The 23483-nt window shown below is 64.8% G+C and carries 23 protein-coding genes; 13 read left to right on the forward strand and 10 right to left on the reverse strand.

Going from position 1 to position 23483, the window contains the following annotated elements; all coding sequences use genetic code 11:
- Positions 1 to 61: 61 nt before the first annotated feature.
- Positions 62 to 733 carry a tRNA (5-methylaminomethyl-2-thiouridine)(34)-methyltransferase MnmC2 gene (mnmC2, locus tag IE101_RS08800; protein ID WP_189633458.1) on the forward strand — a complete coding sequence of 224 codons (672 nt, stop codon included), beginning with the start codon at positions 62 to 64 and terminating at the stop codon, positions 731 to 733.
- Between the two features lie 47 nt (positions 734 to 780).
- The gene (locus IE101_RS08805) at positions 781 to 1683 is read left to right on the forward strand and encodes a DMT family transporter (RefSeq protein ID WP_189633459.1); all 903 of its coding nucleotides are present in this window, start codon (positions 781 to 783) and stop codon (positions 1681 to 1683) included.
- A 173-nt stretch (positions 1684 to 1856) separates the two neighbouring features.
- Here the strand turns inward: IE101_RS08805 and uvrC are convergent, their stop codons facing one another.
- The 3 genes from uvrC to IE101_RS08820 all read right to left on the reverse strand — a co-directional run bounded on the left by uvrC (position 1857) and on the right by IE101_RS08820 (position 5799).
- The gene (gene uvrC / locus IE101_RS08810; RefSeq protein ID WP_189633460.1) at positions 1857 to 3728 is read right to left on the reverse strand and encodes an excinuclease ABC subunit UvrC; all 1872 of its coding nucleotides are present in this window, start codon (positions 3726 to 3728) and stop codon (positions 1857 to 1859) included.
- Positions 3729 to 4039: 311 nt separating this feature from the next.
- Entirely contained in the window at positions 4040 to 4825 is a 786-nt protein-coding gene (locus IE101_RS08815; RefSeq protein WP_189633461.1) for an SDR family oxidoreductase, read from the reverse strand.
- A 173-nt stretch (positions 4826 to 4998) separates the two neighbouring features.
- On the reverse strand, positions 4999 to 5799 hold the full coding sequence (locus IE101_RS08820; RefSeq protein WP_189633462.1) for a S49 family peptidase: 801 nt from the start codon (positions 5797 to 5799) through the stop codon (positions 4999 to 5001).
- 97 nt (positions 5800 to 5896) lie between these two features.
- On the opposite strand from IE101_RS08820, the gene IE101_RS08825 reads away from it, so the two are divergent.
- From IE101_RS08825 to IE101_RS08850, 6 genes are all read left to right on the forward strand, one after another.
- Complete coding sequence (locus IE101_RS08825) at positions 5897 to 6781, forward strand: LysR family transcriptional regulator (protein WP_189633463.1); 885 nt, start codon at positions 5897 to 5899, stop codon at positions 6779 to 6781.
- 97 nt (positions 6782 to 6878) lie between these two features.
- Positions 6879 to 7346, forward strand: coding sequence for a formate dehydrogenase subunit gamma (locus IE101_RS08830; protein ID WP_189633464.1), 468 nt, complete (start codon positions 6879 to 6881; stop codon positions 7344 to 7346).
- Complete coding sequence (locus IE101_RS08835) at positions 7346 to 8869, forward strand: formate dehydrogenase beta subunit (RefSeq protein WP_189633465.1); 1524 nt, start codon at positions 7346 to 7348, stop codon at positions 8867 to 8869. The genes IE101_RS08830 and IE101_RS08835 overlap by 1 nt, the downstream gene beginning before the upstream one ends.
- Entirely contained in the window at positions 8866 to 11742 is a 2877-nt protein-coding gene (gene fdhF / locus IE101_RS08840) for a formate dehydrogenase subunit alpha (RefSeq protein ID WP_189633466.1), read from the forward strand. The genes IE101_RS08835 and fdhF overlap by 4 nt, the downstream gene beginning before the upstream one ends.
- Positions 11739 to 12551, forward strand: a complete 813-nt coding sequence (gene fdhD / locus IE101_RS08845; protein ID WP_373296096.1) for a formate dehydrogenase accessory sulfurtransferase FdhD — start codon at positions 11739 to 11741, stop codon at positions 12549 to 12551. The genes fdhF and fdhD overlap by 4 nt, the downstream gene beginning before the upstream one ends.
- Entirely contained in the window at positions 12541 to 12777 is a 237-nt protein-coding gene (locus tag IE101_RS08850) for a formate dehydrogenase subunit delta (RefSeq protein WP_189633468.1), read from the forward strand. Before fdhD ends, IE101_RS08850 begins: the two co-directional genes overlap by 11 nt.
- Positions 12778 to 12807: 30 nt before the next feature.
- On the opposite strand, the gene IE101_RS08855 is transcribed toward IE101_RS08850, so the two are convergent.
- The gene (locus tag IE101_RS08855; RefSeq protein WP_189633469.1) at positions 12808 to 14043 is read right to left on the reverse strand and encodes an Hsp70 family protein; all 1236 of its coding nucleotides are present in this window, start codon (positions 14041 to 14043) and stop codon (positions 12808 to 12810) included.
- Between the two features lie 102 nt (positions 14044 to 14145).
- Between IE101_RS08855 and pgsA the strand changes: the two genes are divergently transcribed.
- The 3 genes from pgsA to IE101_RS08870 are packed head-to-tail and all read left to right on the forward strand — an operon-like array spanning position 14146 to position 15501.
- Positions 14146 to 14808 (forward strand): CDP-diacylglycerol--glycerol-3-phosphate 3-phosphatidyltransferase, encoded by a 663-nt coding sequence (gene pgsA, locus IE101_RS08860; RefSeq protein ID WP_189633470.1) that lies wholly within the window; start codon positions 14146 to 14148, stop codon positions 14806 to 14808.
- 5 nt (positions 14809 to 14813) lie between these two features.
- Positions 14814 to 15059 (forward strand): molybdopterin converting factor subunit 1, encoded by a 246-nt coding sequence (moaD, locus tag IE101_RS08865; RefSeq protein WP_189633618.1) that lies wholly within the window; start codon positions 14814 to 14816, stop codon positions 15057 to 15059.
- 1 nt (position 15060) lies between these two features.
- Positions 15061 to 15501: a molybdenum cofactor biosynthesis protein MoaE gene (locus IE101_RS08870; RefSeq protein WP_189633471.1), complete on the forward strand. Its 441-nt coding sequence runs from the start codon at positions 15061 to 15063 to the stop codon at positions 15499 to 15501.
- 4 nt (positions 15502 to 15505) lie between these two features.
- Here IE101_RS08870 and IE101_RS08875 read toward each other — a convergent pair whose 3' ends face one another.
- The gene (locus IE101_RS08875) at positions 15506 to 16222 is read right to left on the reverse strand and encodes a GNAT family N-acetyltransferase (RefSeq protein ID WP_189633472.1); all 717 of its coding nucleotides are present in this window, start codon (positions 16220 to 16222) and stop codon (positions 15506 to 15508) included.
- Positions 16219 to 17343 (reverse strand): o-succinylbenzoate synthase, encoded by a 1125-nt coding sequence (menC, locus tag IE101_RS08880; protein WP_229804069.1) that lies wholly within the window; start codon positions 17341 to 17343, stop codon positions 16219 to 16221. The genes IE101_RS08875 and menC overlap by 4 nt, the downstream gene beginning before the upstream one ends.
- Positions 17344 to 17442: 99 nt before the next feature.
- On the opposite strand from menC, the gene IE101_RS08885 reads away from it, so the two are divergent.
- Complete coding sequence (locus IE101_RS08885; protein WP_189633474.1) at positions 17443 to 18306, forward strand: MurR/RpiR family transcriptional regulator; 864 nt, start codon at positions 17443 to 17445, stop codon at positions 18304 to 18306.
- On the opposite strand, the gene IE101_RS08890 is transcribed toward IE101_RS08885, so the two are convergent.
- The 4 genes from IE101_RS08890 to IE101_RS08905 all read right to left on the reverse strand — a co-directional run bounded on the left by IE101_RS08890 (position 18303) and on the right by IE101_RS08905 (position 22335).
- Positions 18303 to 19142, reverse strand: coding sequence for a fumarylacetoacetate hydrolase family protein (locus IE101_RS08890; protein WP_189633475.1), 840 nt, complete (start codon positions 19140 to 19142; stop codon positions 18303 to 18305). The two genes, IE101_RS08885 and IE101_RS08890, sit on opposite strands and share 4 nt — an antisense overlap.
- Positions 19143 to 19178: 36 nt before the next feature.
- Complete coding sequence (locus IE101_RS08895) at positions 19179 to 19916, reverse strand: SDR family oxidoreductase (RefSeq protein ID WP_189633476.1); 738 nt, start codon at positions 19914 to 19916, stop codon at positions 19179 to 19181.
- Between the two features lie 108 nt (positions 19917 to 20024).
- Positions 20025 to 21092, reverse strand: coding sequence for an FAD-binding oxidoreductase (locus IE101_RS08900; protein WP_189633477.1), 1068 nt, complete (start codon positions 21090 to 21092; stop codon positions 20025 to 20027).
- A gap of 4 nt (positions 21093 to 21096) precedes the next feature.
- Positions 21097 to 22335, reverse strand: coding sequence for an aromatic ring-hydroxylating oxygenase subunit alpha (locus IE101_RS08905; RefSeq protein WP_189633478.1), 1239 nt, complete (start codon positions 22333 to 22335; stop codon positions 21097 to 21099).
- Between the two features lie 151 nt (positions 22336 to 22486).
- Between IE101_RS08905 and IE101_RS08910 the strand changes: the two genes are divergently transcribed.
- Entirely contained in the window at positions 22487 to 23401 is a 915-nt protein-coding gene (locus IE101_RS08910) for a LysR substrate-binding domain-containing protein (protein ID WP_229804070.1), read from the forward strand.
- Positions 23402 to 23483 lie beyond the last annotated feature (82 nt).

Genomic DNA, 23483 nt, shown 5'->3' on the forward strand with positions numbered 1-23483 from the left:
CCGTTCCTTTCCGCAGTTTCACCCCCGAATGCGCCATCCGGGCGCGCAGGACGAAAGCACCATGCCGACCGAAAAGGCCAGCCTTGATTGGCGCGACGGGGTGATTCCCGTCTCAACCCGCTTCGATGACCCCTATTTCAGCCTCAATGACGGCCTGAGCGAAACGCGACATGTTTTCCTGCGCGGCAACCGTCTGGCGGAACGGCTCCGCGACGGGTTCCATGTGGCGGAACTGGGCTTCGGCACGGGGCTGAACCTGCTGGCGCTGCAGATCCTCTGGGCGCAGATGGGCGCGCAGGGGATGATCCGCTTCACAAGTTTTGAGGGGTTTCCGATGCAGGCCGGTGACATGGCCCGCGCGCTCGACCACTTCCCCGAGGCCCGCGCCGTGGCCGGCCCGCTGCTGGATCAATGGGCCTCCGGCAGCACCACCCTGCATCTGCCGGGGATCGAGGCCGAGGTGATCCTGGGCGATGTGCGTGACACCCTTCCCGCCTGGGCTGGGCAGGCCGATGCCTGGTTCCTCGACGGCTTTTCGCCTGCCAAGAACCCCGAAATGTGGCAGCCTGAAATCCTGGCCGAGGTTGCAGCCCATACCGCAGCGCATGGCAGCTTTGCGACATATACTGCCGCTGGTGCGGTGCGGCGGGCTTTAAGTGACGCGGGCTTTGCGGTAGAGCGCGAAGCTGGCCATGGCCGCAAACGCCATATGACCGTCGGGCGCCTGCCCTGAACCCGCGCCGCCGACCGCGACGCCCCTTGCCGATCTAAGGAACCCCGATGGTCCCGCGCGCCCAACAGAACACCTCGCTCGGCATCCTGCTGATGGCGATCACCTCGCTGGTTTTCTCGCTGCAGGATGGCATTTCGCGCCACCTGGCCGAGAATTACAATGTGTGGATGGTGGTGATGATCCGCTTCTGGTTCTTCGCCCTGTTCGCCCTGACGCTCTCCGCGCGGCGGCCCGGCGGCATCGCGACCGTGATCCGCTCGCGCCATCCCCTGATGCAATTTGCCCGCAGCGCGATCCTGATCATCGAGGTCTGCGTGATGATCCTCGGTTTCGTGAAACTGGGCCTGATCGCAAGCCACGCGGTTTTCGTCAGCTACCCGCTGATCATCGCCGCCCTCTCCGGCCCGATCCTTGGCGAACATGTCGGTTGGCGGCGCTGGTGCGCCATCGGCGTGGGCTTTGTCGGCGTGCTGATCATCCTGCAGCCGGGGGTGGCCGTCTTTTCCCCTTGGGCGCTCGTCCCGCTCGCCGCCGCGCTGCTTTTTGCGCTCTACGGCCTGCTCACCCGCTATGTGGCCGGGGGCGATGCGGCCATGACGAGCTTTCTCTGGACGGGCGTTGTCGCCGCGATTCTCATTACGCCGGTCGGCCTCTTTTTCTGGGAACCGATGACCCAGGGCGACTGGATCTGGATGGGCATCCTTTGCCTGTCGGGTGCCGGCGCACATTACATGATGATCAAGGCCTATGAAGTCGCAGAAGCCAGCGACATTCAGCCCTTCGCGCTGCTGCAACTCGTCTTCATCTCCATCCTCGGTATCACGGTCTTTGATGAAGAGGTGAAGATGAACATGGTCATCGGCGCAGCCCTCGTCATGGGCGCGGCCCTCTTCACCCTCTACCGCGCCCGTGTGGTCGCGCGACAGGCCCGATTGGCGCGCGGGGCCTGAGACCAAGCCGGGGGCTGTCTGCCCCCGGACCCCCGAGGATATTTGAACAACGGGAAGAACAGGGCGATCTCTGGGCACCCCTGACATGACCACGTTTTGCGGCTTCCCGTTGTTCAAATATCCTCAGGGGGTGAATGGCCGCAGGCCAGAGGGGGCGCGAGCGCCCCCTTCTGTCAGCCCTTGTCGTGAAAGAAGTCGTGGATTTGCTGGGCAAGGGCAGCGGAGATGCCGGAGACGGCCATCAGGTCTTCGACCGCCGCGCGGGAGACGGCTTTGGCGCTGCCAAAATGGGCGAGGAGGGCGCGTTTGCGGGTCGCTCCGACGCCGGGGACTTCATCAAGCGGGGTGGCGGTTGTGGTTTTGGCGCGTTTGGCGCGGTGGGCGCCGATGGCCCAGCGGTGCGCCTCATCTCGCAGGCGCTGGACGAAGTAGAGCACCGGGTCATTCATGCGGAGGGCGAAGGGAGGTTCGCCGGGGCGGTGGAATTCTTCCTTGCCGTGGTCGCGGTCCACGCCTTTGGCTACGCCGATGAAGGGGATGTCATCGACGCCCAGTTCGGCCATGATCTCGGCCACGGCCGAAATCTGCCCGGCGCCGCCGTCGATCAGCAGGAGATCGGGCCAGAGGTCGGTCTTGCGGTCCGGGTCCTCCTTCAGCAGGCGTTCGAAACGGCGGGTCAGCACCTCTTTCATCATGCCGAAGTCATCGCCCTGGGCGCCCGCTTCGCCCTTGATGTTGAACTTGCGATACTGGCTTTTCAGGAAACCCTCGGCCCCGGCGACGATCATGCCGCCCACGGCATGGGCGCCCTGGATATGGCTGTTGTCATAGACTTCGATCCGGCGGGGCGGGGCTTCGAGGTCGAAGGCCTCGGCCAGGCCCGCGAGCAGTTTGTTCTGCGTGCTGCTTTCCGCCATTTTCCGGGCGAGGCTTTCGCGCGCATTCCGGGCGGCGTTTTCCACAAGCTCGGCCTTTTCGCCGCGCAGGGGCACCGCCAGTTCCACCTTGCGTCCGGCGCGGTCTGACAGAAGCTGGGTCACCAGATCCTCATTTTCAACCGGGTGCGAGAGCAGGATCAGGCGCGGCGGTTCCTTTTCATCGTAGAACTGGCTGAGGAAGGCCTCGAGGATCTCGGCCTCATCGGCGCCGGCGCCGGTTTTCGGGTAGAAATCCCGGTTGCCCCAGCTTTGATGGCCGCGGATGAAGAAAACCTGGACGCAGGCCTGCCCGCTTTCCAGGTGCAGCGCCACGACATCGGCCTCGGCCACGCCGCGGGGGTTGATGCCCTGGGCCGATTGCACCGCCGTCAGCGCCTTGATCCGGTCGCGCAGGGCGGCGGCGCGTTCATATTCCATCGCCTCGGCGGCAGCCGACATGGCGCTGGCCAGATCGGCCTGTACGGTGGTGGATTTGCCTTCCAGAAACCGCGTCGCATCGTCAATCAGCGCCCGGTAATCCTGTTCCGAGATGCGCCCCACGCAGGGCGCGGCGCAGCGTTTGATCTGGAACAGCAAGCACGGCCGGGTGCGGCTTTGGAACACCGCATCGGTGCAGGTTCGCAGCAGGAACACACGCTGCAACTGGTTCAGCGTCCGGTTCACGGCGCCCGCGCTGGCGAAGGGGCCGAAGTATTTGCCGCGATCGGACCGCTTGCCGCGATGTTTGCGGATCATCGGGAAGGGGTGGTCCGTCGGGATCAGGATATTCGGGAACGACTTGTCATCGCGCAGCAGCACGTTGTAGCGCGGCTTCAGCTGCTTGATGAGGTTCTGTTCCAGCAGCAGGGCCTCGGTCTCGGTCCGCGTCGTCAGGAACATCATCGAGGCCGTTTCATGGATCATCCGGGCGATCCGCCCGGAATGGCCCGAGGGGCGCGCATAGTTCGACACGCGCGCCTTCAGGTTGCGCGCCTTGCCGACGTAAAGCACCTCGTTCTGGGCGTTCAACATCCGGTAGACGCCGGGCGAGCCATCCAGCGTCTTGAGGTAGTCCTGAATGAGGTCATGCCCGGTTTTTGCGGGGGGCGGCGGTGCGTCATCCTGCATGGAAAGGGCTCCTTCCGGATGTATCGATTCTCCCCTTCTCGCTGCAATGATCGGGGGCTGAGGGCAAGAGCAAACCTATCCACCGTTTCTGTGGATAACTGCGGGGAGAAAATCCGGAAGACTGCATTTTTCCCTTGTTTTCGGCCCATTTCACAGCAACGCCTAAAAATTAGGCAATTTTGCAACCGACTGAAAAGTAAGGAGAAAAATTTATACGTTTGGCAAACGCCTGAAAGGGCAGGATTTTCTTAACGTTTCCGTGACGGCAACGCGGAAAGTGGACAACTTGCCGCGCCGCCGCTGGGGTCGTGTCATTCAACGCCCAGAACGTCCGGCGTTTTCCAGCCGAGATGCTGCCCGCCATCAACGCAGAGGATCTGCCCCGTCACCGCGGGCGAATCGAGGAAATACCCCAGCGCTGCCGTGATGTCGGACGGGTTGGCGCCACGTCCCAGCACGGTGTTGGTGCGCTGGTTGGCAAAGTGCTGGGCGCTTTGGCGGGCGCCCTGCAGGGTGGGGCCGGGGCCGATGGCATTGACGCGGATACGCGGGGCCAGCGCCTGGGCCGAAGTCTGGGTCAGTGCCCAAAGGCCCATCTTCGCCAGCGTGTAGGACATGAATTCCGGTGTCAGCTTGCGGATGCGCTGGTCGATCATATTGATGATCAGGCCGGTGGCGATGGGTTCACCTGCGGCATCGGTGCCGACCTCGGGCGCCTGTGCGGCGAAGGCCTGCGTCAGCACGAAGGGCGCGCGCAGGTTGCTTTCCATGTGCCGGTCCCAGCTGCGGCGGGTGGCCGTGCCGATATTGTCATATTCAAAGACCGAGGCGTTGTTGATCAGCACCGTCAGCGGGCCGCCAAGCGCGGCGGTGGCGCGGGGCAGCAGGGCCTGCATCTCGTCCTCGGCCAGCAGGTCGGCCTGCAAGGCCACGGCCTTGCGGCCCAGTGCCGTGATCTGCGCTACGGTTTCGGCGGCACCCTCGGCGCTTCCTGCGTAATGCACCGCAACATCATGGCCGCGCTGCGCCAGATAGACCGCCATTGCCTGCCCAAGCCGTTTGCCTGCGCCGGTCACCAATGCCCGAGGTGCTGTCATGCCTTGTCCTTTCGCCCGGTGCCGCCGCAGGGGCAGGGCGCCTTGCCAATCCTGTGTCGCCCGCATTTAGGGCAGCGCCCCGGCCCGACAAGCCGATCGGTGACGCGATGGCGGAAGAAGATGGCCATGACGACCATGACGATCAGAAAGAGGGTGACGCCCTTGATCATGGGTTACAACCCGAACCGGGCAAAGGCGGCGCGGTCTTCGATCTCGGCCCAGGCACCCGAAAGGGCGCGGCCGGTCAGGCGCGCGATCAGGCCGCGTTTCTGCCCCATCGGCACCAGCCGGACCTTGTCCCCGAAGAGCGCTTTCATCTTGGGCACCAGATGCGCCACGCCATCCGCCAGACCCAGTTCGACGGCCTGCTGGCCGACCCAGACATCGGCGTTGAACAGATCTGCGGTGCTGTCGAGCCGCGTTCCGCGCCGGGCTTGCACATGGGCAATGAAGGCGCGGTGGATCGGGTCTTGCAGCGCCTGAAGGCGGGCGATGTCTTCCGGCTTGGCGGGCTGGAACGGATCGGCCAGCGATTTCGACCGCCCCGAGGTGACGACCCGCCGTTCGATCCCGTGGCGCTGCATCAGGTCGGGAAAGCCGAAGCCCGCGAAGATCACGCCGATCGAGCCGAGGATCGAGCTTTCATCCACCCAGATCTCGTCCCCTGCACTGGCAAGCCAGTAGCCGCCCGAGGCTGCGATATCCTCGACAAAGACATGGACCTTCACGCCCTTTTCCGTGGCCAGCCTGCGGATGCGTGCCGCGATCAGGCTGGATTGCACGGGCGATCCGCCGGGCGAATTGATGACCAGCGCCACGGCGGCGGGCTTCATGCGGAAGGCGCGTTCGATGATCGGGGCCAGCCCGGCATCGTTCAGCGCAGCGCCAAAGCGGCCACCCGTGCCGATCGTGCCCTGCAGGCGGATCACCGGAACCACCGGCGGCTTCTTCACAAAGGGGATGCGGAATTTCATACCAAGGATGTAGAGGTCGCCGCGCCACGGAACAAGGGCTTTGGGCCGTGGCCCATTGTCTCTTGCCCGGATGGGGCGGGATGGGCGACAAAGCCCCATGATCGACAAGCTGGAAATGTTCATTGCCCTTGCGAATGAGGGCCACTTCGGGCGCGCGGCCGAGGCCTGCGGCGTGACCCAGCCGTCGCTGTCTTCGGCGATCAAGCAGCTGGAGGGCGAGCTGGGGGTGCAGCTGGTCTGGCGGGGGTCGCGCTTTCAGGGGCTGACCCCCGAAGGTCAGCGCGTGCTGGACCGCGCCCGCCGGATCGTGGGCGATGCCCGCGCGCTGCGCGATGAGATGCGCGCCTCGCGGCAGGGTCTTGCGGGGAACCTGCGGATCGGGGTGATCCCGACCGCGCTGCCCATGGTCGCCGATCTGACGACACCGTTCACGCGCCGCCACCCCAATGTGCGGGTGACGATCCTGTCGCGCACCTCGGCCGAGATCCTGACCGGGATCGAGCGGCTCGATCTGGATGCGGGCATCACCTATCTGGACAATGAACCGCTGGGGCGGGTGACGCAGGTGCCGCTCTATTCCGAATTCTACCGCCTGATCTGCGTGCCAGGCGCGCCACTGGCCGACCGTGACCGCGTGACCTGGGGTGAGCTGTCGGGCCTGCCGCTTTGCCTGCTGACCAGCGACATGCAGAACCGCCGCATCGTGAACCTGCATCTGGCCGAGGCGGGGGTGACAGCGGCGCCCATGGTCGAATCGAATTCGACCATCACGCTGCTGACCCATGTGATGACGGGGGAATGGGCCTCGATCCTGCCGAAAAAGCTGGCCGATCTCTTCGCGCGGTCCGGCGGATTGCGCGCCATTCCCATCGTCGCGCCCGAGGCCGAGCATCTGGTTGGTCTGATTGCGGCACATCGTGAACCACATACGCCGTTGATTGCCGCGCTGCTGGATGCCGGGCGGCGGGTTGCCACGCTTTGATAGATTTTGTCTATCGATTGACGATTTAACGATATTGAATTGTCTATTGAACGGCGTAGAACGCCTGCAAAGCCAACCGCCCATTCAGAGGTGAGCCATGCAGGACGATGCCGCCATCATCGCGCGGGTGAATGAAATTCTCGCCGCGCATCAAGGGATGGAGGGATCGCTGCTGCCGATCCTGCACGCCATTCAGGAAGCCTTCGGATATGTGCCGCAAGCGGCGCTGCCGATCATCGCGCAGGACCTTTCGCTGACCAAGGCCGAGGTCCATGGCGTGATGTCCTTCTACCACGACTTCCGCGAAAACCCCGCGGGGCGCCATGTGCTCAAGCTCTGCCGGGCCGAGGCCTGTCAGTCGATGGGGGCCGATGATCTGGCCGCCCATGCGCAGAACAAGCTTGGCATCGAATGGCACGAAACCACGAAGGACGGTGCCGTCACGCTGGAGCCGGTGTTCTGCCTTGGCCTTTGCGCCTGTGCGCCGGCGGCGATGGTCGATGGCCGTCTGGTGGGCCGGGTCGATGCCGCGCGGTTTGACGCCCTGCTGGAAGAGGTGCGCTGATGAAGATTTACGTTCCCCGCGACGCCGCCGCCAAGGCGCTTGGCGCCGATGAGGTGGCCAAGGCCGTCGAAGCCGAAGCCATGAAGCGTGGCCTGACCGTGACCGTTGTTCGCAACGGATCGCGCGGGATGGTCTGGCTGGAGCCGCTGGTCGAGATTGAAACCCCGGAAGGCCGCATGGCCTATGGCCCGATGACGGTGGCCGATGTGGCGGGTCTGTTTGATGGTGACAGCCCCAAGGCGCTCGGCCTGACAGACGACCTTCCCTGGCTCAAGGCGCAGACGCGCCTGACCTTTGCGCGCTGCGGCATCATCGATCCGCTGTCGCTGCAGGATTACCGCGCGCATGGCGGCCTCAAGGGGCTGGAGCGCGCGCTGACGCTGACCGGCGCGGCCATTGTGGATGAGGTGAAAACCTCGGGTCTGCGCGGACGCGGCGGCGCCGGTTTCCCGACCGGCATCAAGTGGGATACCGTGCGGATGGCCAAGGCCGACCGCAAATACATCGTCTGCAACGCCGACGAAGGCGACAGCGGCACCTTTGCCGATCGCATGATCATGGAAGGCGACCCCTTCACCCTGATCGAGGGCATGACCATAGCGGGCATCGCCACCGGCGCGACCAAGGGCTTTGTCTATATCCGTTCGGAATACCCCGACGCGATCGAGGTGATGACCCGTGCGGTCGAAATCGCCCGTGCGGCGGGCGTGCTGGGCGTGTCGGTCCTGGGCAGCGCCCATGCCTTCGATATGGAAATCCGCACTGGCGCAGGCGCCTATGTCTGCGGCGAGGAAACCAGCCTGCTGAACAGCCTGGAAGGCAAGCGCGGCACCGTGCGCGCCAAGCCGCCGCTGCCGGCGCTGGAAGGCTTCATGGGCAAGCCCACCGTCGTGAACAACGTCATTTCGCTGGCCACCGTTCCGGTGATCTTTGAAAAGGGCGCGCAGTTCTATGCGGACTTCGGCCTTGGCCGGTCGCGCGGGACCATCCCGCTGCAGATCGCGGGCAATGTGAAATTCGGCGGCCTTTACGAAATCGCCTTCGGCCTGTCGCTGGGCCAGATCGTGAATGACATCGCTGGCGGCACCGCCTCGGGCCGTCCGGTCAAGGCCGTGCAGGTGGGTGGCCCGCTGGGCGCCTATTTCCCGGTCGACCTGTTCGATACGCCTTTCGGTTACGAAGAATATGCGGGCAAGGGCGGCCTGATCGGCCATGCCGGGATCGTGGTTTTTGACGACCGCGCCGACATGCTGAAACAGGCCCGTTTCGCGATGGAATTCTGCGCCATCGAATCCTGCGGCAAATGCACCCCCTGCCGTATCGGCGCGGTGCGCGGTGTGGAAACGCTTGACCGGATCGGGCGCGGCGATACCGCCGCCATCCCGCTGCTGACCGACCTGTGCGAGACGATGAAATCCGGCTCGCTCTGCGCGCTGGGTGGCTTCACCCCCTATCCGGTGATGTCCGCTCTCACCCATTTCCCCGACGACTTCTCCGCCAGTGCCAAGGAGGCCGCCGAATGAAAGACTTCATCATCCCCGACCGCGATTTCGGCACCCCGGCCGCGAAATCGAAAACCATGGTGACGCTGAGCATTGACGGCTTTGACGTGACCGTGCCGGAAGGCACCAGCATCATGCGCGCTGCGGCGGAAATCGGCATCACCGTGCCGAAGCTCTGCGCGACCGACAGCCTCGATGCTTTCGGGTCGTGCCGCCTGTGTCTGGTCGAGATCGAGGGCCGCAATGGCACCCCGGCCTCCTGCACCACGCCGGTTGCGCCCGGCATCAAGGTCACCACGCAGAACGCCAAGCTCAAGCAGCTGCGCCGCGGCGTGATGGAGCTTTACATCTCGGACCACCCGCTGGACTGCCTGACCTGCGCCGCCAATGGCGATTGCGAACTGCAGGACATGGCCGGTGCCGTGGGTCTGCGCGATGTGCGCTATGAGGCGGTGGAGACCCATTTCCGCGCCAAGGACACCTCGGGCGAGGCCAACCCCCAGTGGCTGCCGAAAGACGACAGCAACCCCTATTTCAGCTACGATCCGTCGAAATGCATCGTCTGCAACCGCTGCGTCCGCGCCTGCGAAGAAGTGCAGGGGACGTTTGCGCTGACGATCGAAGGCCGTGGCTTTGACAGCCGCGTCAAGGCGGGCATGAAGGACGACACCTTCCTGTCGTCGGATTGCGTGTCCTGCGGCGCCTGCGTGCAGGCCTGCCCGACCGCCACGCTGACCGAAAAGTCGGTGATCGACATTGGCACCCCCGACCGTGGTGTCGTGACCACCTGCGCCTATTGCGGCGTGGGCTGCCAGTTCAAGGCCGAAATGCGCGGCGATGAGCTGGTCCGCATGGTTCCCTACAAGCACGGCAAGGCCAACCGCGGCCACAGCTGCGTCAAGGGCCGCTTCGCCTATGGCTATGCGACGCACAAGGATCGCATCCTCAACCCGATGATCCGCGACAGCATCAACGATCCGTGGAAAGAGGTCAGCTGGGCCGAGGCGATGGAGTTCGCCGCGACCCGCATGAAGGGCATTCAGGAGAAATACGGCCGTCAGTCGGTGGGCGTGATCACCTCGAGCCGCTGCACCAATGAAGAAGCCTATCTGGTGCAGAAGCTGACCCGCGCGGTGTTCATGAACAACAACACCGATACCTGCGCCCGTGTCTGCCATTCGCCCACCGGCTATGGTCTGGGCCAGACCTTCGGCACTTCGGCTGGCACGCAGGACTTCGATTCGGTCGAACATTGCGACGTGGCGCTGGTGATCGGAGCGAACCCGACCTCGGGTCACCCGGTCTTCGCCAGCCGCCTGAAAAAGCGTCTGCGTCAGGGCGCCAAGCTGATCGTCGTCGACCCGCGCCGGACCGAGATGGTGGAAGGCGCGCATTACAAGGCGGCGCATCACCTTGCGCTGAAGCCCGGCACCAACGTGGCCATTGTCACCGCGCTGGCCCATGTGATCGTGACAGAGAAGCTCTACAACGAAGAGTTCATCCGCACCCGCTGCGACTGGGATGAATTCCAGGACTACATGGAATTCGTCGCCGATCCGCGCCACAGCCCGGAAGCGATCGAGCTGCTGACCGGCGTTCCCGCGGCCGAGGTGCGCGGTGCCGCGCGTCTCTACGCCACCGGCGGCAATGCGGCCATCTACTACGGTCTGGGTGTGACGGAACACAGCCAGGGTTCGACCACTGTCATCGGCATTGCGAACCTCGCCATGCTGACCGGCAACATCGGTCGTCCCGGCGTGGGCGTGAACCCGCTGCGCGGTCAGAACAACGTGCAGGGCTCGTGCGACATGGGGTCCTTCCCGCACGAACTGCCGGGCTATCGCCACGTCAAGAACGACGACGTGCGCGCGATCTATGAACAGGCCTGGGGCGTCAAGATCGACAACGAACCCGGTCTGCGTATCCCCAACATGCTGGATGCCGCGGTCGAGGGCACGTTCAAGGGCCTCTACTGCCAGGGCGAGGACATCCTGCAATCGGACCCGGACACCAAGCATGTGGCCGCCGGTCTGGCTGCGATGGAATGTGTGATCGTCCATGACCTGTTCCTGAACGAAACCGCGAATTACGCGCATGTGTTCTTCCCCGGTTCGACCTTCCTGGAAAAGGACGGGACTTTCACCAACGCCGAACGCCGCATCAACCGCGTCCGCAAGGTGATGGCGCCGAAACAGGGCTATGCCGACTGGGAAGTCACCCAGATGTTCGCCAATGCCATGGGCGCCGACTGGACTTATACCCACCCCAGCCAGATCATGGATGAAATCGCCATGACCACGCCGAGCTTTGCCGGTGTGACCTATGAAAAGCTGGAAACCATGGGTTCGGTGCAGTGGCCCTGCAACGAAAAGGCGCCGGAAGGCACGCCGATGATGCACATCGACGGCTTCGTGCGCGGCAAGGGCAAGTTCATCCGCACCGAATATGTGGCGACGGATGAAAAGACCGGCCCGCGCTTCCCGCTGCTGCTGACGACTGGGCGCATCCTGTCGCAGTACAACGTGGGCGCGCAGACCCGCCGCACCGAAAACGTGGTCTGGCATGCCGAAGACGTGCTGGAAATCCATCCGCATGACGCCGAAGTACGTGGCATCCGCGAGGGCGATTTCGTCCGTCTGGCCAGCCGGTCGGGGGAAACCACGCTGCGGGCCACCATCACCGACAAGGTCTCGCCCGGGGTGGTCTACACGACCTTCCACCACCCCGCGACGCAGGCCAACGTCGTCACCACCGATTTCTCGGACTGGGCAACCAACTGCCCGGAATACAAGGTGACGGCGGTGCAGGTGATGCCCTCGAACGGGCCGTCGGAGTGGCAGGAAACCTACGACGCCCAGGCCAGCCTGTCGCGCCGGATCGCTGCGGCCGAGTGATGGAGACGCACCGCCCCCTCGCGCGGCTGGCCTATCGGGCAGGCGCGTTCCGCGACGGCAGCCGTGAGTTGCCGTCCGAGGTGGCGGTTGCGCTGTCCTACAATGGGTCCACCCATGCCGTGATGATGGCGACGCCGGCCGATCTGGCCGATTTCGCCCGTGGGTTCACCCAGACCGAAGGCATCGCCACGCTTTCGGAAATTGACAGCATCGAGGCCGTGCAAACTCCCCGCGGCATCGATCTGCAGATCTGGCTTCATGCCGATGCTGCCGACCGACAGGCCAAGCGCCGCCGGTCGATGGCGGGGCCGGTGGGCTGCGGTCTGTGCGGCATCGACAGTCTGGAAGAGGCGATGCGCGTGGCCCGTCCCGTGCCGCCCTCGGATCTGCGGCTGACGCCCGCGCAGGTGATGCAGGCGGTGGCGGCGCTGGAAGCGCACCAGCCTCTGCATGATCTCACGCGCGCCGCCCATTGCGCCGCCTTCTGGACCGCTGCCGACGGCATCCATACCGCGCGCGAGGATGTGGGGCGGCACAATGCGCTGGACAAGCTTATTGGTGCGCTGCCCGCCGATCTGCGCGGCCAAGGGGCGCTGGTCCTGACCTGCCGCACCTCGATCGACATGGTGCAGAAGGCCTGTGCCGGGGGCTTCCCCGTGCTGATCGCCGTCTCTGCCCCCACTGCTGCCGCCGTCCAGATGGCCGATGCGGCAGGCCTGACCCTTATCGCCCTGGCCCGTCCCGACGGGTTCGAGGTTTTCACCCATCCCGACCGCATCATGCCGGAGGACGCCGCCGATGTCGCCTGATCACCGCCCGCACGACAAGATCATCACCATGGCCAACCAGATTGCGCGCTTCATGGAATCCAAGCCCCATGCCGAAGGCGTGGCCGGTCTGGCGGCCCATATCAACGATTTCTGGGAACCCCGGATGCGCCGCCACCTGTTCGAACTGCTCGACAAGGGCGGCGAGGGCCTGCGTCCGCTGGTAATGGATGCCGCCGCCAGCATCCGCCGCCCGGCGGCTGCGTAACCCTTCGCGGGGCCGCAGGGCCCCGCAGGCCTAGCCGAAGCGTCGCGCGGCCTCAATCGCAAGGCCGGTGCCAACGCTGCCCAGATCATCGCCGCTGGCCAGCGCCGCTTCGGGCAGGCGCTGCGCCACCAGATCGCGCAGGGCGGGCAGACGGCTTGACCCGCCGGTCAGAAACACCGTCGCCACTTGATCCCGCGCGACACCGCCCTGTGCCAGAACCCGCTCGATCAGATCCCCGATCCGCGCCAAGGGCGCCGCCAGCGCCGCATTCAGCCGCGCGCGCTGCGCCATCGGGTTCGGCGCCCCGCACAGCGCGGACAGCATCAGCCGCTCCACCTCGGCGCCGGTGAGGGCGATCTTCGCGCGCTCCACCTCCATCGCGATGGCATGGCCCTGACGTTCCGCAATCACGCGCTGCAGGCGGGCGATCAGGTCGGGGTTGTCAGCCTCATGCCTTAGCGCCTTGAGATCGGCCTCGGTCTGGCGGGAATAAAGGAAATTGATCCGGTGCCAGGTCGCCAGATCGAGGTAATAGTGGCGGGGCATCAGACCCGCGCCGCCCTTGGTGCTGGCGCCAAAGCCCAGATGCGGCATCACCTCGGACAAGCTGAACAGACGGTCGAAATCAGTGCCACCGACGCGGATGCCGTCATTGCCCAGAATGTCGCCTGCGCGGTCGGCCTTTTTCGCGGCTTCCGGCCCCACTCGCACCAGTGACACGTCTGACGTGCCGCCGCCGATATCGACGATCAGCACCAACTCTTCCCGCGTGCAGGTGCTTTCATAATCTAGCGCGGCGGCGATGGGTTCGAACTGGAACCCCACTTCGGAAAAGCCGATCTCGCGCGCGATTTCGGCCAGCACGGTTTCGGCCTGGGCATCAGCCTGTGGGTCATCATCGACGAAATGGACAGGACGGCCCAGCACCACGGCGGGGCAGGGCGCGGGCAGCTGACGGCGCAGATGGGCCAGAAAGCGGGTCAGCACCTCGCGGAAAGAAACCGTCTTGCCGCCCACGCGCGTGCGTTCGGTGATCAGGGGCGTGCCCAGCGTGCTTTTCAAAGCCCGCATCAGGCGCCCGTCATCGCCTTCCAGATAGGCCTCTATGCCTGCGCGGCCAAAAAGCGGCGGGCCATCCTCGGCCCAGAACACGGCCGAGGGCAGGGTTGCCGCGCCCCCCTCCAGCGGCAAGAGCCGGGGTTGCCCCCCCTCGACCACCCCAAGGGTGGAATTCGAGGTTCCAAAGTCGATTCCGCAGCTCTGCATGGGCGCCCCCTTTGACCGAAGGCGGCGGCCTAGCGCGCAGGCGGCGCGGTGTAAAGCCCGCACCCCCTTCCCCCCGCGCGGGCCTTGGGCTACGACTGTCGCATGACATGGAACATCCCCAATATCCTGACTGTTCTGCGCCTTCTCGCCGCGCCCGGTGTCGCGGTGATGTTCCTGTATTTCCAGCGTCCCTGGGCCGATTGGTTCGCGCTGTCGTTGTTCGTGGGCGCCGCCATCACCGATTGGTTCGACGGCTATCTGGCCCGCCTGTGGAAGCAGGAATCGAAGTTCGGCGCCATGTTGGACCCGATTGCCGACAAGGCCATGGTGGTGATCGCCATCATGGTGATCACCGGCTATTCGGGCATGAATCCCTGGCTGATCCTGCCCGCCACCGCGATCCTGTTCCGTGAGGTCTTTGTTTCGGGCCTGCGCGAATATCTGGGCAGCACGGCGGGCCTTTTGAAGGTCACCAAACTGGCGAAGTGGAAGACCACGGCGCAGATGGTGGCGATTGCAGTGCTCTTTCTGGGCACGGGCCTCGAATACCTTGAAGGCATCCACATGCGCGGCATGACGCCCGAGCAATATGCCGAGGCGGTGACCGCAGGTCTGGCCGATCCGATCCGCACCTGCGGCGCACGGGATTGTGCAGCCTTTGCCACCAATATCGGACTGGTGCTGATCTGGATTGCCGCGATGCTGACGCTGCTGACCGGATGGGAATATTTCCGCAAGGCGCTGCCCTATCTGAGGGACAAGTGATGCAGATCGACATTCTCTATTTTGCCTGGGTGCGCGAACGCATTGGCCTCCCGCGCGAGCGGGTCGAGACCGAGGCCGCTACGGTTGCCGACCTTGTGGCCGAGCTTGCATCCCGGGAAGAGCGCTATGCCCTGGCCTTTGCCGATCTCGCGGCGCTGCGTGTGGCCTTGGATCAGGAACTGTCGGATTTCGCCGCCCCTCTTGCCGGGGTGCGCGAGATTGCCTTCTTCCCACCGATGACAGGGGGCTGAGATGCATCTTCTGGTGCAGGAAGACCGGTTCGACATTGGCCGCGAAACCGAAGCCTTCATTGCCGGGCTGCGCCATGCCGGGGCAGTCGTCACCTTCACCGGGCTGGTGCGCGACAATGGCGGTCAGCTTGCCGCGATGGAGATCGAACACTACCCCGGCATGACGGAACGGGCCATCGGCGCGATCATGGATGAGGCCAAGGCCCGTTGGGCGCTGGAAGATGCGCTGGTGATCCATCGCTACGGGCGCCTTGGTCCGCAAGAGCAGATCATGATGGTCGCCACCGCCGCGCCGCACCGGGCCGATGCCTTTGCGGCGGCGGAATTCCTGATGGATTACCTGAAATCCCGTGCGCCCTTCTGGAAGAAGGAAATCGGCGCTGATGGGGCCGAATGGGTGGCTGCCAAGGCCAGCGACGAAAACGCGCTGACCCGTTGGTGACCGCTTAGCGCGGCAGCAGCAGGTAATCGCCCGTTTCCCGGTCGAGCCCGACAATCGCAAGACCCTGATCGAAGGCCGTGGTCAGCGCCTGACGCATCTCTGCGCGGGCAGCGCCAGCGGCGGTGGGGTCTTCCTCCAACATCCGCTCAAACCCTGCCGGAATGGCGATGCGACGGGCCTGTGCAAGCTCTGTCGGTGACAGCACCGGCTGGCCCATGCGCGCAGCCTGCACGCGGGGGCTGCCGATCACCCATTCCGCCATCAGCCGGTCCGAGGCGGTGCCGGCGTTGATCCCCGCCATTTCCCCATAGTAATCGGGCAGATAGACATGCGCCCCGGCGCCAAGGGCTGCGATGTTCAGCGTCGCATTGGTGCGGCGCAGCGGATCATAGGTCCAGCGCACCAGCGCCACCCCGTTCCGGGCGCACCAATCGTGCTGATACCACTTCAGCCGCGCGCCCAGCTTCAGTCCCCGCGCCTCGGCCCGCACCGCAAGCCGGTGCGAATGCTGCACCTGCGGGTCACGGGTGGGGAAGGCAAAGACATAGCCCAGCAGCCGGTCGCCTTGAAATGCGCCCGCGAGCAGGCCGCCTTCATGCTGAATCACCATCATCAGATCGGCGGGATCGGGGACATCCCCTTCCCCCCAGACATCGCGCTGAAGGTCTTCGGCGGCGCGGCATTCGGCCATGCCGCGCAGGTCGCGGATTTCGATGCTCATGCGGGGATCTCATGCTTTTGCAGGGTGACATGCGACAGGAAATCCCGATCCAGCGTGACGCCGATCCCGGCGCCGGTTTCGGGCAGCGGCATCCAGCCGCCTTCGGTTTCCAGCTTCTGTTCGATGATGTCGCGGTGGAAATAGCGGCTGGCCGAAGAGACATCCCCCGGCTTGCGGAAATTCGGCAGGGTGGAGAGGTGGATGTTATGCGCCCGCCCGATCCCGCTTTCCAGCATGCCGCCGCACCAGACCGGCACGTCGAACGCATCGCAAAGATCATGGATTCGCAGGCTGTCGGTATAGCCGCCTGACCGGCCGACCTTGATGTTCATCACCCGGCAAGCGCCTGATTGCAGCGCCTTGCGCGCATGGGCGGGGGTCTGGATGCTTTCATCCAGGCACAGCGGCGTGCGGATGCGCCCCTGCAGCGTGGCGTGATCATGGATGTCATTCCAGGCCAGCGGCTGTTCGATGTAGTCCAGATCGAAATCATCCATCCGCTGCAACAGCGCCGTATCGGCCAGCGTGTAGCAGCAATTGGCATCCACCGTCAGATGCGCCGTGGGGAAGGCCGCGCGTACGGCGCGCAGCAGGTCCAGATCATGCCCCGGCTTCACCTTCAGCTTGATCCGGCGATAGCCCTGCGCCAGATGGCTTTCGACCCGCGCCAGCGTGTCGTCAACGGGCGTGATCCCCAGTGAAACGCCCACTTCGACCGCCTGGCCCTGACCGCCCAGCACGGTCGAAAGCGGCACGTTCAGCGACTTGGCCCACAAATCCCAGAACGCCATTTCCAGCGTGGCCAGCGCCATGCGGTTGCCGCGCCAGCCCCGCAGCGTCGCATGCAGGGCCTGCGGGTTGGCAAAGGCCTTGCCCACCACGCCGGGCAGCAGCACCTCGGTCAGGAAAGACATGGCTCCGGCGGTGGTTTCATCCAGATAGTCGGGCAGCGGGTCCATCACCCCTTCGGCATAACCCTCCAGGTCGCCCGACCGCAGGGTCAGCAAGGGAAAGACCTTGTCGTGCATCGTGCCGGTCGAAATGGTGAAGGGCGTGACCAGCGGCAGGCGGACAAGACGCAGCTCGGCGCTGTCGATGTGCAGGGGCGAACGTAGGGGCATGGCCTCTCCTGAATCTCGGTCTGGGGGCAATGTCGGAAAAACTTGCATGTAAGTCAACAATGATAGAAAACTATCAAAAATGAAACTGCCGAGGGCCGCATGGAACAGGATCTGCGCAACCGCCTGCAACACAGCCTGCAAGGCGCCACCCGGGCCGAGGCCGCGCTGGCGGGCTGGTTGCTGAACAATCTGGATCAGCTGCCCTTTGAAACGGCGGCCTCGGTGGCGGGCCATGCGGGCGTGTCCGAGGCGACGGTGGGCCGCTATTGCCGGTCGTTGGGATATGCGCATTTCAAGGCGCTGAAGACGGCCTTGCAGGATCAGCGCCGCGATGGCGCCTGGCGCGGGGGAGATTGGCTGCGCGACTTTGCCGCCCGCGGCGCCGAGGCCGACGATATCGGCCTGCAGCGAGAGGTGCTGGCGATCCTGCGCAACCATGAAACCGCCCGCAGCCCCGAATTCCACCGTGTCGCCCACCGTCTGGCAACGGTGCCGCAGGTCTTTGTCGCGGGCTTTCAGACCGAGCGCGGCCATGCAAGCTGTCTGGCCCATATGCTGCAATACCTGCGCCCCGGGGTGCAGTTGGCCGATGTCGAGGGGGGGCATTTTTCGGAAATTCTGCTGGCACCGCCGGGGCAGGTGGCGCTGGTGCTGTTTGACGCCCGCCGCTATTCCCGTCTGACCGAGGCGCTGGCGCGGCAGGCGCGTGCTGCCGGGGTGCCGGTCACACTGATCACCGATCCGCATTGCGGATGGGCGCATGGCGTGGTGGATGAGCTTTTCACCGTGCCCACCGATTTCAACCTGTTCTGGGATGCGACCTCGGCCTTTGCCAGCCTGTCGGGGCTGTTGGTCAATGCCGTATTCCGCGAACTTGGCCCCGAGGTGGAAGCGCGGATGAGCCGGGTTTCCGCGCTTCACGGGGCTTTCATCGGCCACACGACGGCCGGGCAGGGGCGTTAGGCGTCGTTTTCGCAGACCTGGCGCTGGCTGCCCAGGCCGTCGATCCCCAGCTCGACCACATCGCCCGCCTTCAGATAACGCGGCGGCTTCATCCCCATGCCCACGCCGGGCGGCGTCCCGGTCGAGATGATGTCGCCCGGATGCAGCGTGAAGAACTGCGAGAGGTAGGAGACAAGGAAGGGCACCTGATAGACCATCGTCGCGGTCGAGCCCGATTGCATCGTCTCGCCGTTGACCTTCAGCCACATGTTCAGGTTGTTCGGCTCTGGCACCTCATCGGCGGTGACAAGCCAAGGGCCGGTGGGCCCGAAATTGTCCGAGGATTTGCCCTTGGACCACTGCCCCGACCTCTCGGTCTGATAGGCGCGTTCCGAAACGTCGTTCACCACGAAATAGCCCGCGACATGGGCCATCGCCTCGGCCTCGGTCACATATTTGGCGGTCTTGCCGATGACAAAGCCCAGCTCGACTTCCCAATCCGTCTTTTCCGATCCGCGGGGAATCAGGATCGGGTCGTTCGGCCCGCAGATGGCGCTGGTATATTTCGCAAAGATCACCGGTTCGGGCGGCACGGCCATGCCACTTTCGGCGGCGTGGTCGGAATAGTTCAGGCCGATGCAGATGAACTTGCCCACATTGCCGACGCAGGCGCCAAGGCGGGGGTTCCCCTCGACCAGCGGCAGAGTGGCCGGGTCCAGGGCCGCCAGCGGTGAAAGATCGGCCAGCACCGGCCCCGCAATGTCCCTGACATGGGCCGAAAGATCGCGCAGGCGGCCTTGGGCATCAATCAGACCGGGTTTTTCGGCACCGCGGGCGCCGTAGCGGACAAGTTTCATTTCAGATCCTGTGGTTGGTCAGCAGGGAGGGGCGGCTCAGGTCGTCCAGCCGCCATCGATGACATGTTCGGTGCCGGTGGTGAAGGCCGCCTCGTCCGAGGCGAGATAGCAGACAAGCGCCGCGATTTCTTCGACCCGGCCCAGCCGGCCCATGGCCTGCCGCGCGACAAAGGCCTTCAGAGCGGCGTCATAATCGCCGGTGGCGCGCAGCCGGTCTTGCAGGCTGGGGCTGTCCACCGTGCCGGGGCAGATTGCATTGCAGCGGATGCCCTGCGTCACATGGTCGGCGGCCACGGCGCGGGTCAGGCCCACCACCGCCGCCTTCGAGGCGGAATAGACCGCGCGGTTCACCGGCCCCTTCTTCGGCCCTGCGACAGAGGACATGTTGATGATCGACCCGGCACCCTGTGCCAACATCCCCGGCAGCACGGCGCGGATCATGCGGAACTGCGCCTTCACGTTCAGATCGAAGGCCAGATCCCACTCCGCCTCGGTTGCCTCAAGGACGGTGCCGGCATGCACGATGCCCGCGCAGTTGAAGAGAATGTCGAAAGGCCCGGTTTCCGCCACCAGCGCGGTGATCGCGGCCGGGTCCAGCACATCCAGCACCCGTGCGGTCATGCCGGGCTGCTGGGCCAGATCGGCCAGCAAGGCGGGGTTGATATCGGTGGCCACCACCCGCGCCCCTTCGCGCGCCATACGTTCGGCCGAGGCACGGCCAATGCCTTGCCCGGCGGCGGTGACAAGGGCGGTCTTGCCTTCCAGTCGTTTCATTCCGGCTCCCCCCGGGCGCGGGCGGCGCCCGACCTCGCGTGGTCAGGCGCAGGCCCGCAGCGCTGCCCCCGCAGAATGCAAGAGCCCCGGCGAAAGGCAACCGTCTTTTCAGGCCTCGATCGTGACAGCGCCGATCGGGTGGGAACAACAGGCGAGGATATAGCCCTCGGCGATGTCGCTGTCGCTGATGCCGCCGTTATGCACCATATGCACCTCGCCCGAGACTTTCTTGACCTTGCAGGTCCCGCAAAGCCCGAAGTTGCAGCCCGAAGGCATGCGGATCGCGGCGGTCTTGGCGACCTGCAGGATGGTGTCGGTTTCTGCGCAGCTGCGGGTGATGCCGCTTTGTGTGAAGATGACCTGCGCCTGCACCGCCTCGTCGGGGACACGGTCGTCAAAGACGGCGGGTTGCGGTGCCGGGGCTGCGCCAAAGCTTTCCTGATGGTAGCGCGACATGTCGAAATGCAGCGAATTCAGGATCTCGCGCACATTGGCCATGAAGCCTTCGGGGCCGCAGCAATAGACCTCGCGCTCCAGATAATCGCCGCAGATCAGACCCAGCATCAGCTGGTTCAGCGTGCCGCGATAGCCGGTCCAAACCTCATAGGGATCCGCCCCCATGACGACGAAATGCAGCTTCAGCCCCGCAATGCGGCTGGCCATGTATTCCAGCCGCTTGCGGAAGATCAGATCGACCGGGCGGTTGGCGCATTGCACGAAACAGATGTCGGGTTCATCGCCGCGTTCAAACAGCGTGGTGGTCATCGACATCATCGGCGTGACGCCCGACCCGGCCGAGATGAACAGGTATTTGCCATCAGGCTGCGTCGGCAGGTGGAATTCACCCGCCGGGCCGCGCGCATTCAACACCATGCCGGGACGAAGATGATCCAGCATCCAGCGCGTGCCAAGCGACCCGGGCTGCGCCTTCACTGTCACCGTGAGATAAGAGTTGGTTATAGGTGAGGACGAGATCGTATAGGTCCGCCAGACCGGCCCCTCGGGCAGGGGCAGTTCCAGCGTGATGAATTGCCCCGCCATGAAGCGGAAAGTCGCGCCCGAGGCGGGGCGGAAGGAAAAGGTCATCACTTCCGGCGCTTCGGGAATGACCATCACACAGGTCAGCGGTTCGTCGTCCGTCCAGACCGGGCTGTCGCGGTGGGGCATCGGGATCATGGGATCACTCCGCCGCCAGACGGGCCGCAGGGGCATCCATGCCGTCGCGCAGGGCCTGGCAATACCAGTCCACGAACTGGTTCACGCCGCCTTCCTGCACGGGGCTGTAGGGGCCGGGGACATAGCCGGGGCTGTTGATGCCCTGCTGGTTTTCCTCGACGATGCGGCGGTCTTCGTCATTGGTGTCGATCCAGACCTCGGTCAGGCGCTTGAGGTCGTAATCCACCCCTTCGACCGCATCCTTGTGGACAAGCCAGGTGGTGGTGACCTCGGTTTCCTCGGGGCCAAGGGGCAGCACGCGGAAGTTCAGCACCTGATCCGACAGGAAGTGGTTCCAGGTGTTGGGATAGTGGTAATAGAGGCAAGACCCCGCATCATCGAAGGGCACGGTGCCCAGACGGCGGCGCGACGCGGCCTTGCCATCCAGCGTATAGCTGACGGCCGAACCGACAAACGGGATGCGGACAAAGCGCCAGCGCTCATCCTCGGCGCATTTGTATTTCGACGGCAGACCCGCGGCCTCGCAGCGGTTCACATGGGCCAGACCCATGTTCGAGGTGGTGCTGTCATCCGCCCCCACCAGATTCGGATCATCCGGGAAGGTCACGCAAAGCGCGGGGTGGTTGCCCGAGCAGTGATAGCACTCGCGGTTGTTTTCCAGCACCAGCTTCCAGTTGGCCTTTTCCACGATGCGCGACTGATAGGCGACCTTCAGGTTCGCCGGATCATGCGGGCCGATGTAGCGGGCGGCCTGAGCCTCAAGCTCGGCCGTATCGGCGGGCTGATCGGCGAGGCAGACATAGATCATGCCCTGAATCTCGCGGCAGTGGACGGGGCGCAGGCCGTGGTCTTGCGGCTTGAAATCAGGGCCCATTTCCCGCGCCCAAAGCAGTTTCCCGTCCAGATCATAGGTCCACTGGTGGTAGGGGCACACGATGCGCGGAGAGTTCGCCTTGTGGCTGGCGCAAAGACGGCTGCCACGGTGGCGGCAGGAATTGTGGAAGGCCCGCACGACGCCATCCTTGGCGCGCGCCAGCAGCACCGAGGCCGCGCCGATCTGCACGGTCTGCAGCGTCTCGCCCTTGGGCAGTTCTGCCGAGGCGGCCACGAAGATCCAGCTCTTCGACCAGATCAGGTCCAGATCGGCCTGATGCATCTTGGGGTCATTGTAAAAGGGCTGGGGCAGCGAATGCCACGGGCGGCGGCTATCCAAAAGGGCGCGGAGTTCGGTGTACTGGGTCATGGGCGTTTCCTTGGCGCGGGGCCGGGGACGGGCGGTCTGCGCGGCCCCGGACAGCAATCTGGCTGCGCTGAAGGAACACCCAACGCCATTGCGCCGCAACGCCACAAAGATTAACCCTAGAGTTAGAAATACTAAGCCAATCGGGGGCGGAATGGCACAGGATCCCGGCACCCGCCGGTCAGAGCGCGCGATGGGTCTGCCCTCGGTCACGGCGCTTGTGGCCTTTGAGGCGGCGGCGCGGCACGAGGGCTTCAAGATGGCTGCGGCCGATCTGAACGTGACCCCCGCCGCTGTCAGCCAGCAGATCAAGGCGCTGGAGCAGGATCTGGGCTTTGCGCTGTTTCACCGCAATGCACGCGGCGTCACGCTGACCGATGCGGGGGCGCAGCTTTTTCGGGCGGTGCGCCGGGGCTTTGATGGCATTGCCCGCACCATCGATCAGCTGCGCGAAACTTCGTTGAACGAGGATGTGAGCCTGCAGGCCACCACGGCGGTCTCCGCCTTCTGGCTGACGCCGCAGCTGACCCGCTTCTGGCGGGAGCATGGTGATATTGCCGTTTCGCAAACCGTGACCGACAGCGCCCATGTCGCCCGGCCCTGCGATCTGAAGATCTTTTACGGTAGCCCCACGGATGAGGTGGGCGATGTGCAGCTGCTGTTCCGGGACTGGATTTCCGTCCTCGGCAGCCCCCATTTCCTGCGCCGCCATGCGCCGATCCTGCCGGAAATGCTGGCAACCCTGCCCGTGATTCGCATGCATGCCGAGGATCGCCGCTGGATCGACTGGCGCGAATGGGCGCAGCTGACGGGCTATGACGGGGGCTTCGGGCCAGGGTTGCGCGTGAACAATTATGCCATCGCCGCCCAGGCCGCCGAAGACGGTCTTGGCCTGATTCTGGGATGGGAGGCGCTGCTGCGCCGGGTGATCGACAGCGGGCGACTGGTCCGTGTCCTTGGCCCCCGGATCGAGGCGCCCCATGCGTTCTACATCGTTGCGCGGTCGGGGGCGCCGGCCAAGGCGCTGCTGCTGCGCGACTGGCTGGTCGCCTCGGCCCGCGCGGCCTGACCGCACTTGGCCGAATTCGACATTATGTCGAATTTTGGTCGGATTCCTTCGCTCGCGCTACTGAGGAAAGGGGGTCTTCTGA

The organism is Gemmobacter lanyuensis (assembly GCF_014652355.1).
Classification (GTDB): Bacteria; Pseudomonadota; Alphaproteobacteria; order Rhodobacterales; family Rhodobacteraceae; genus Gemmobacter; species Gemmobacter lanyuensis.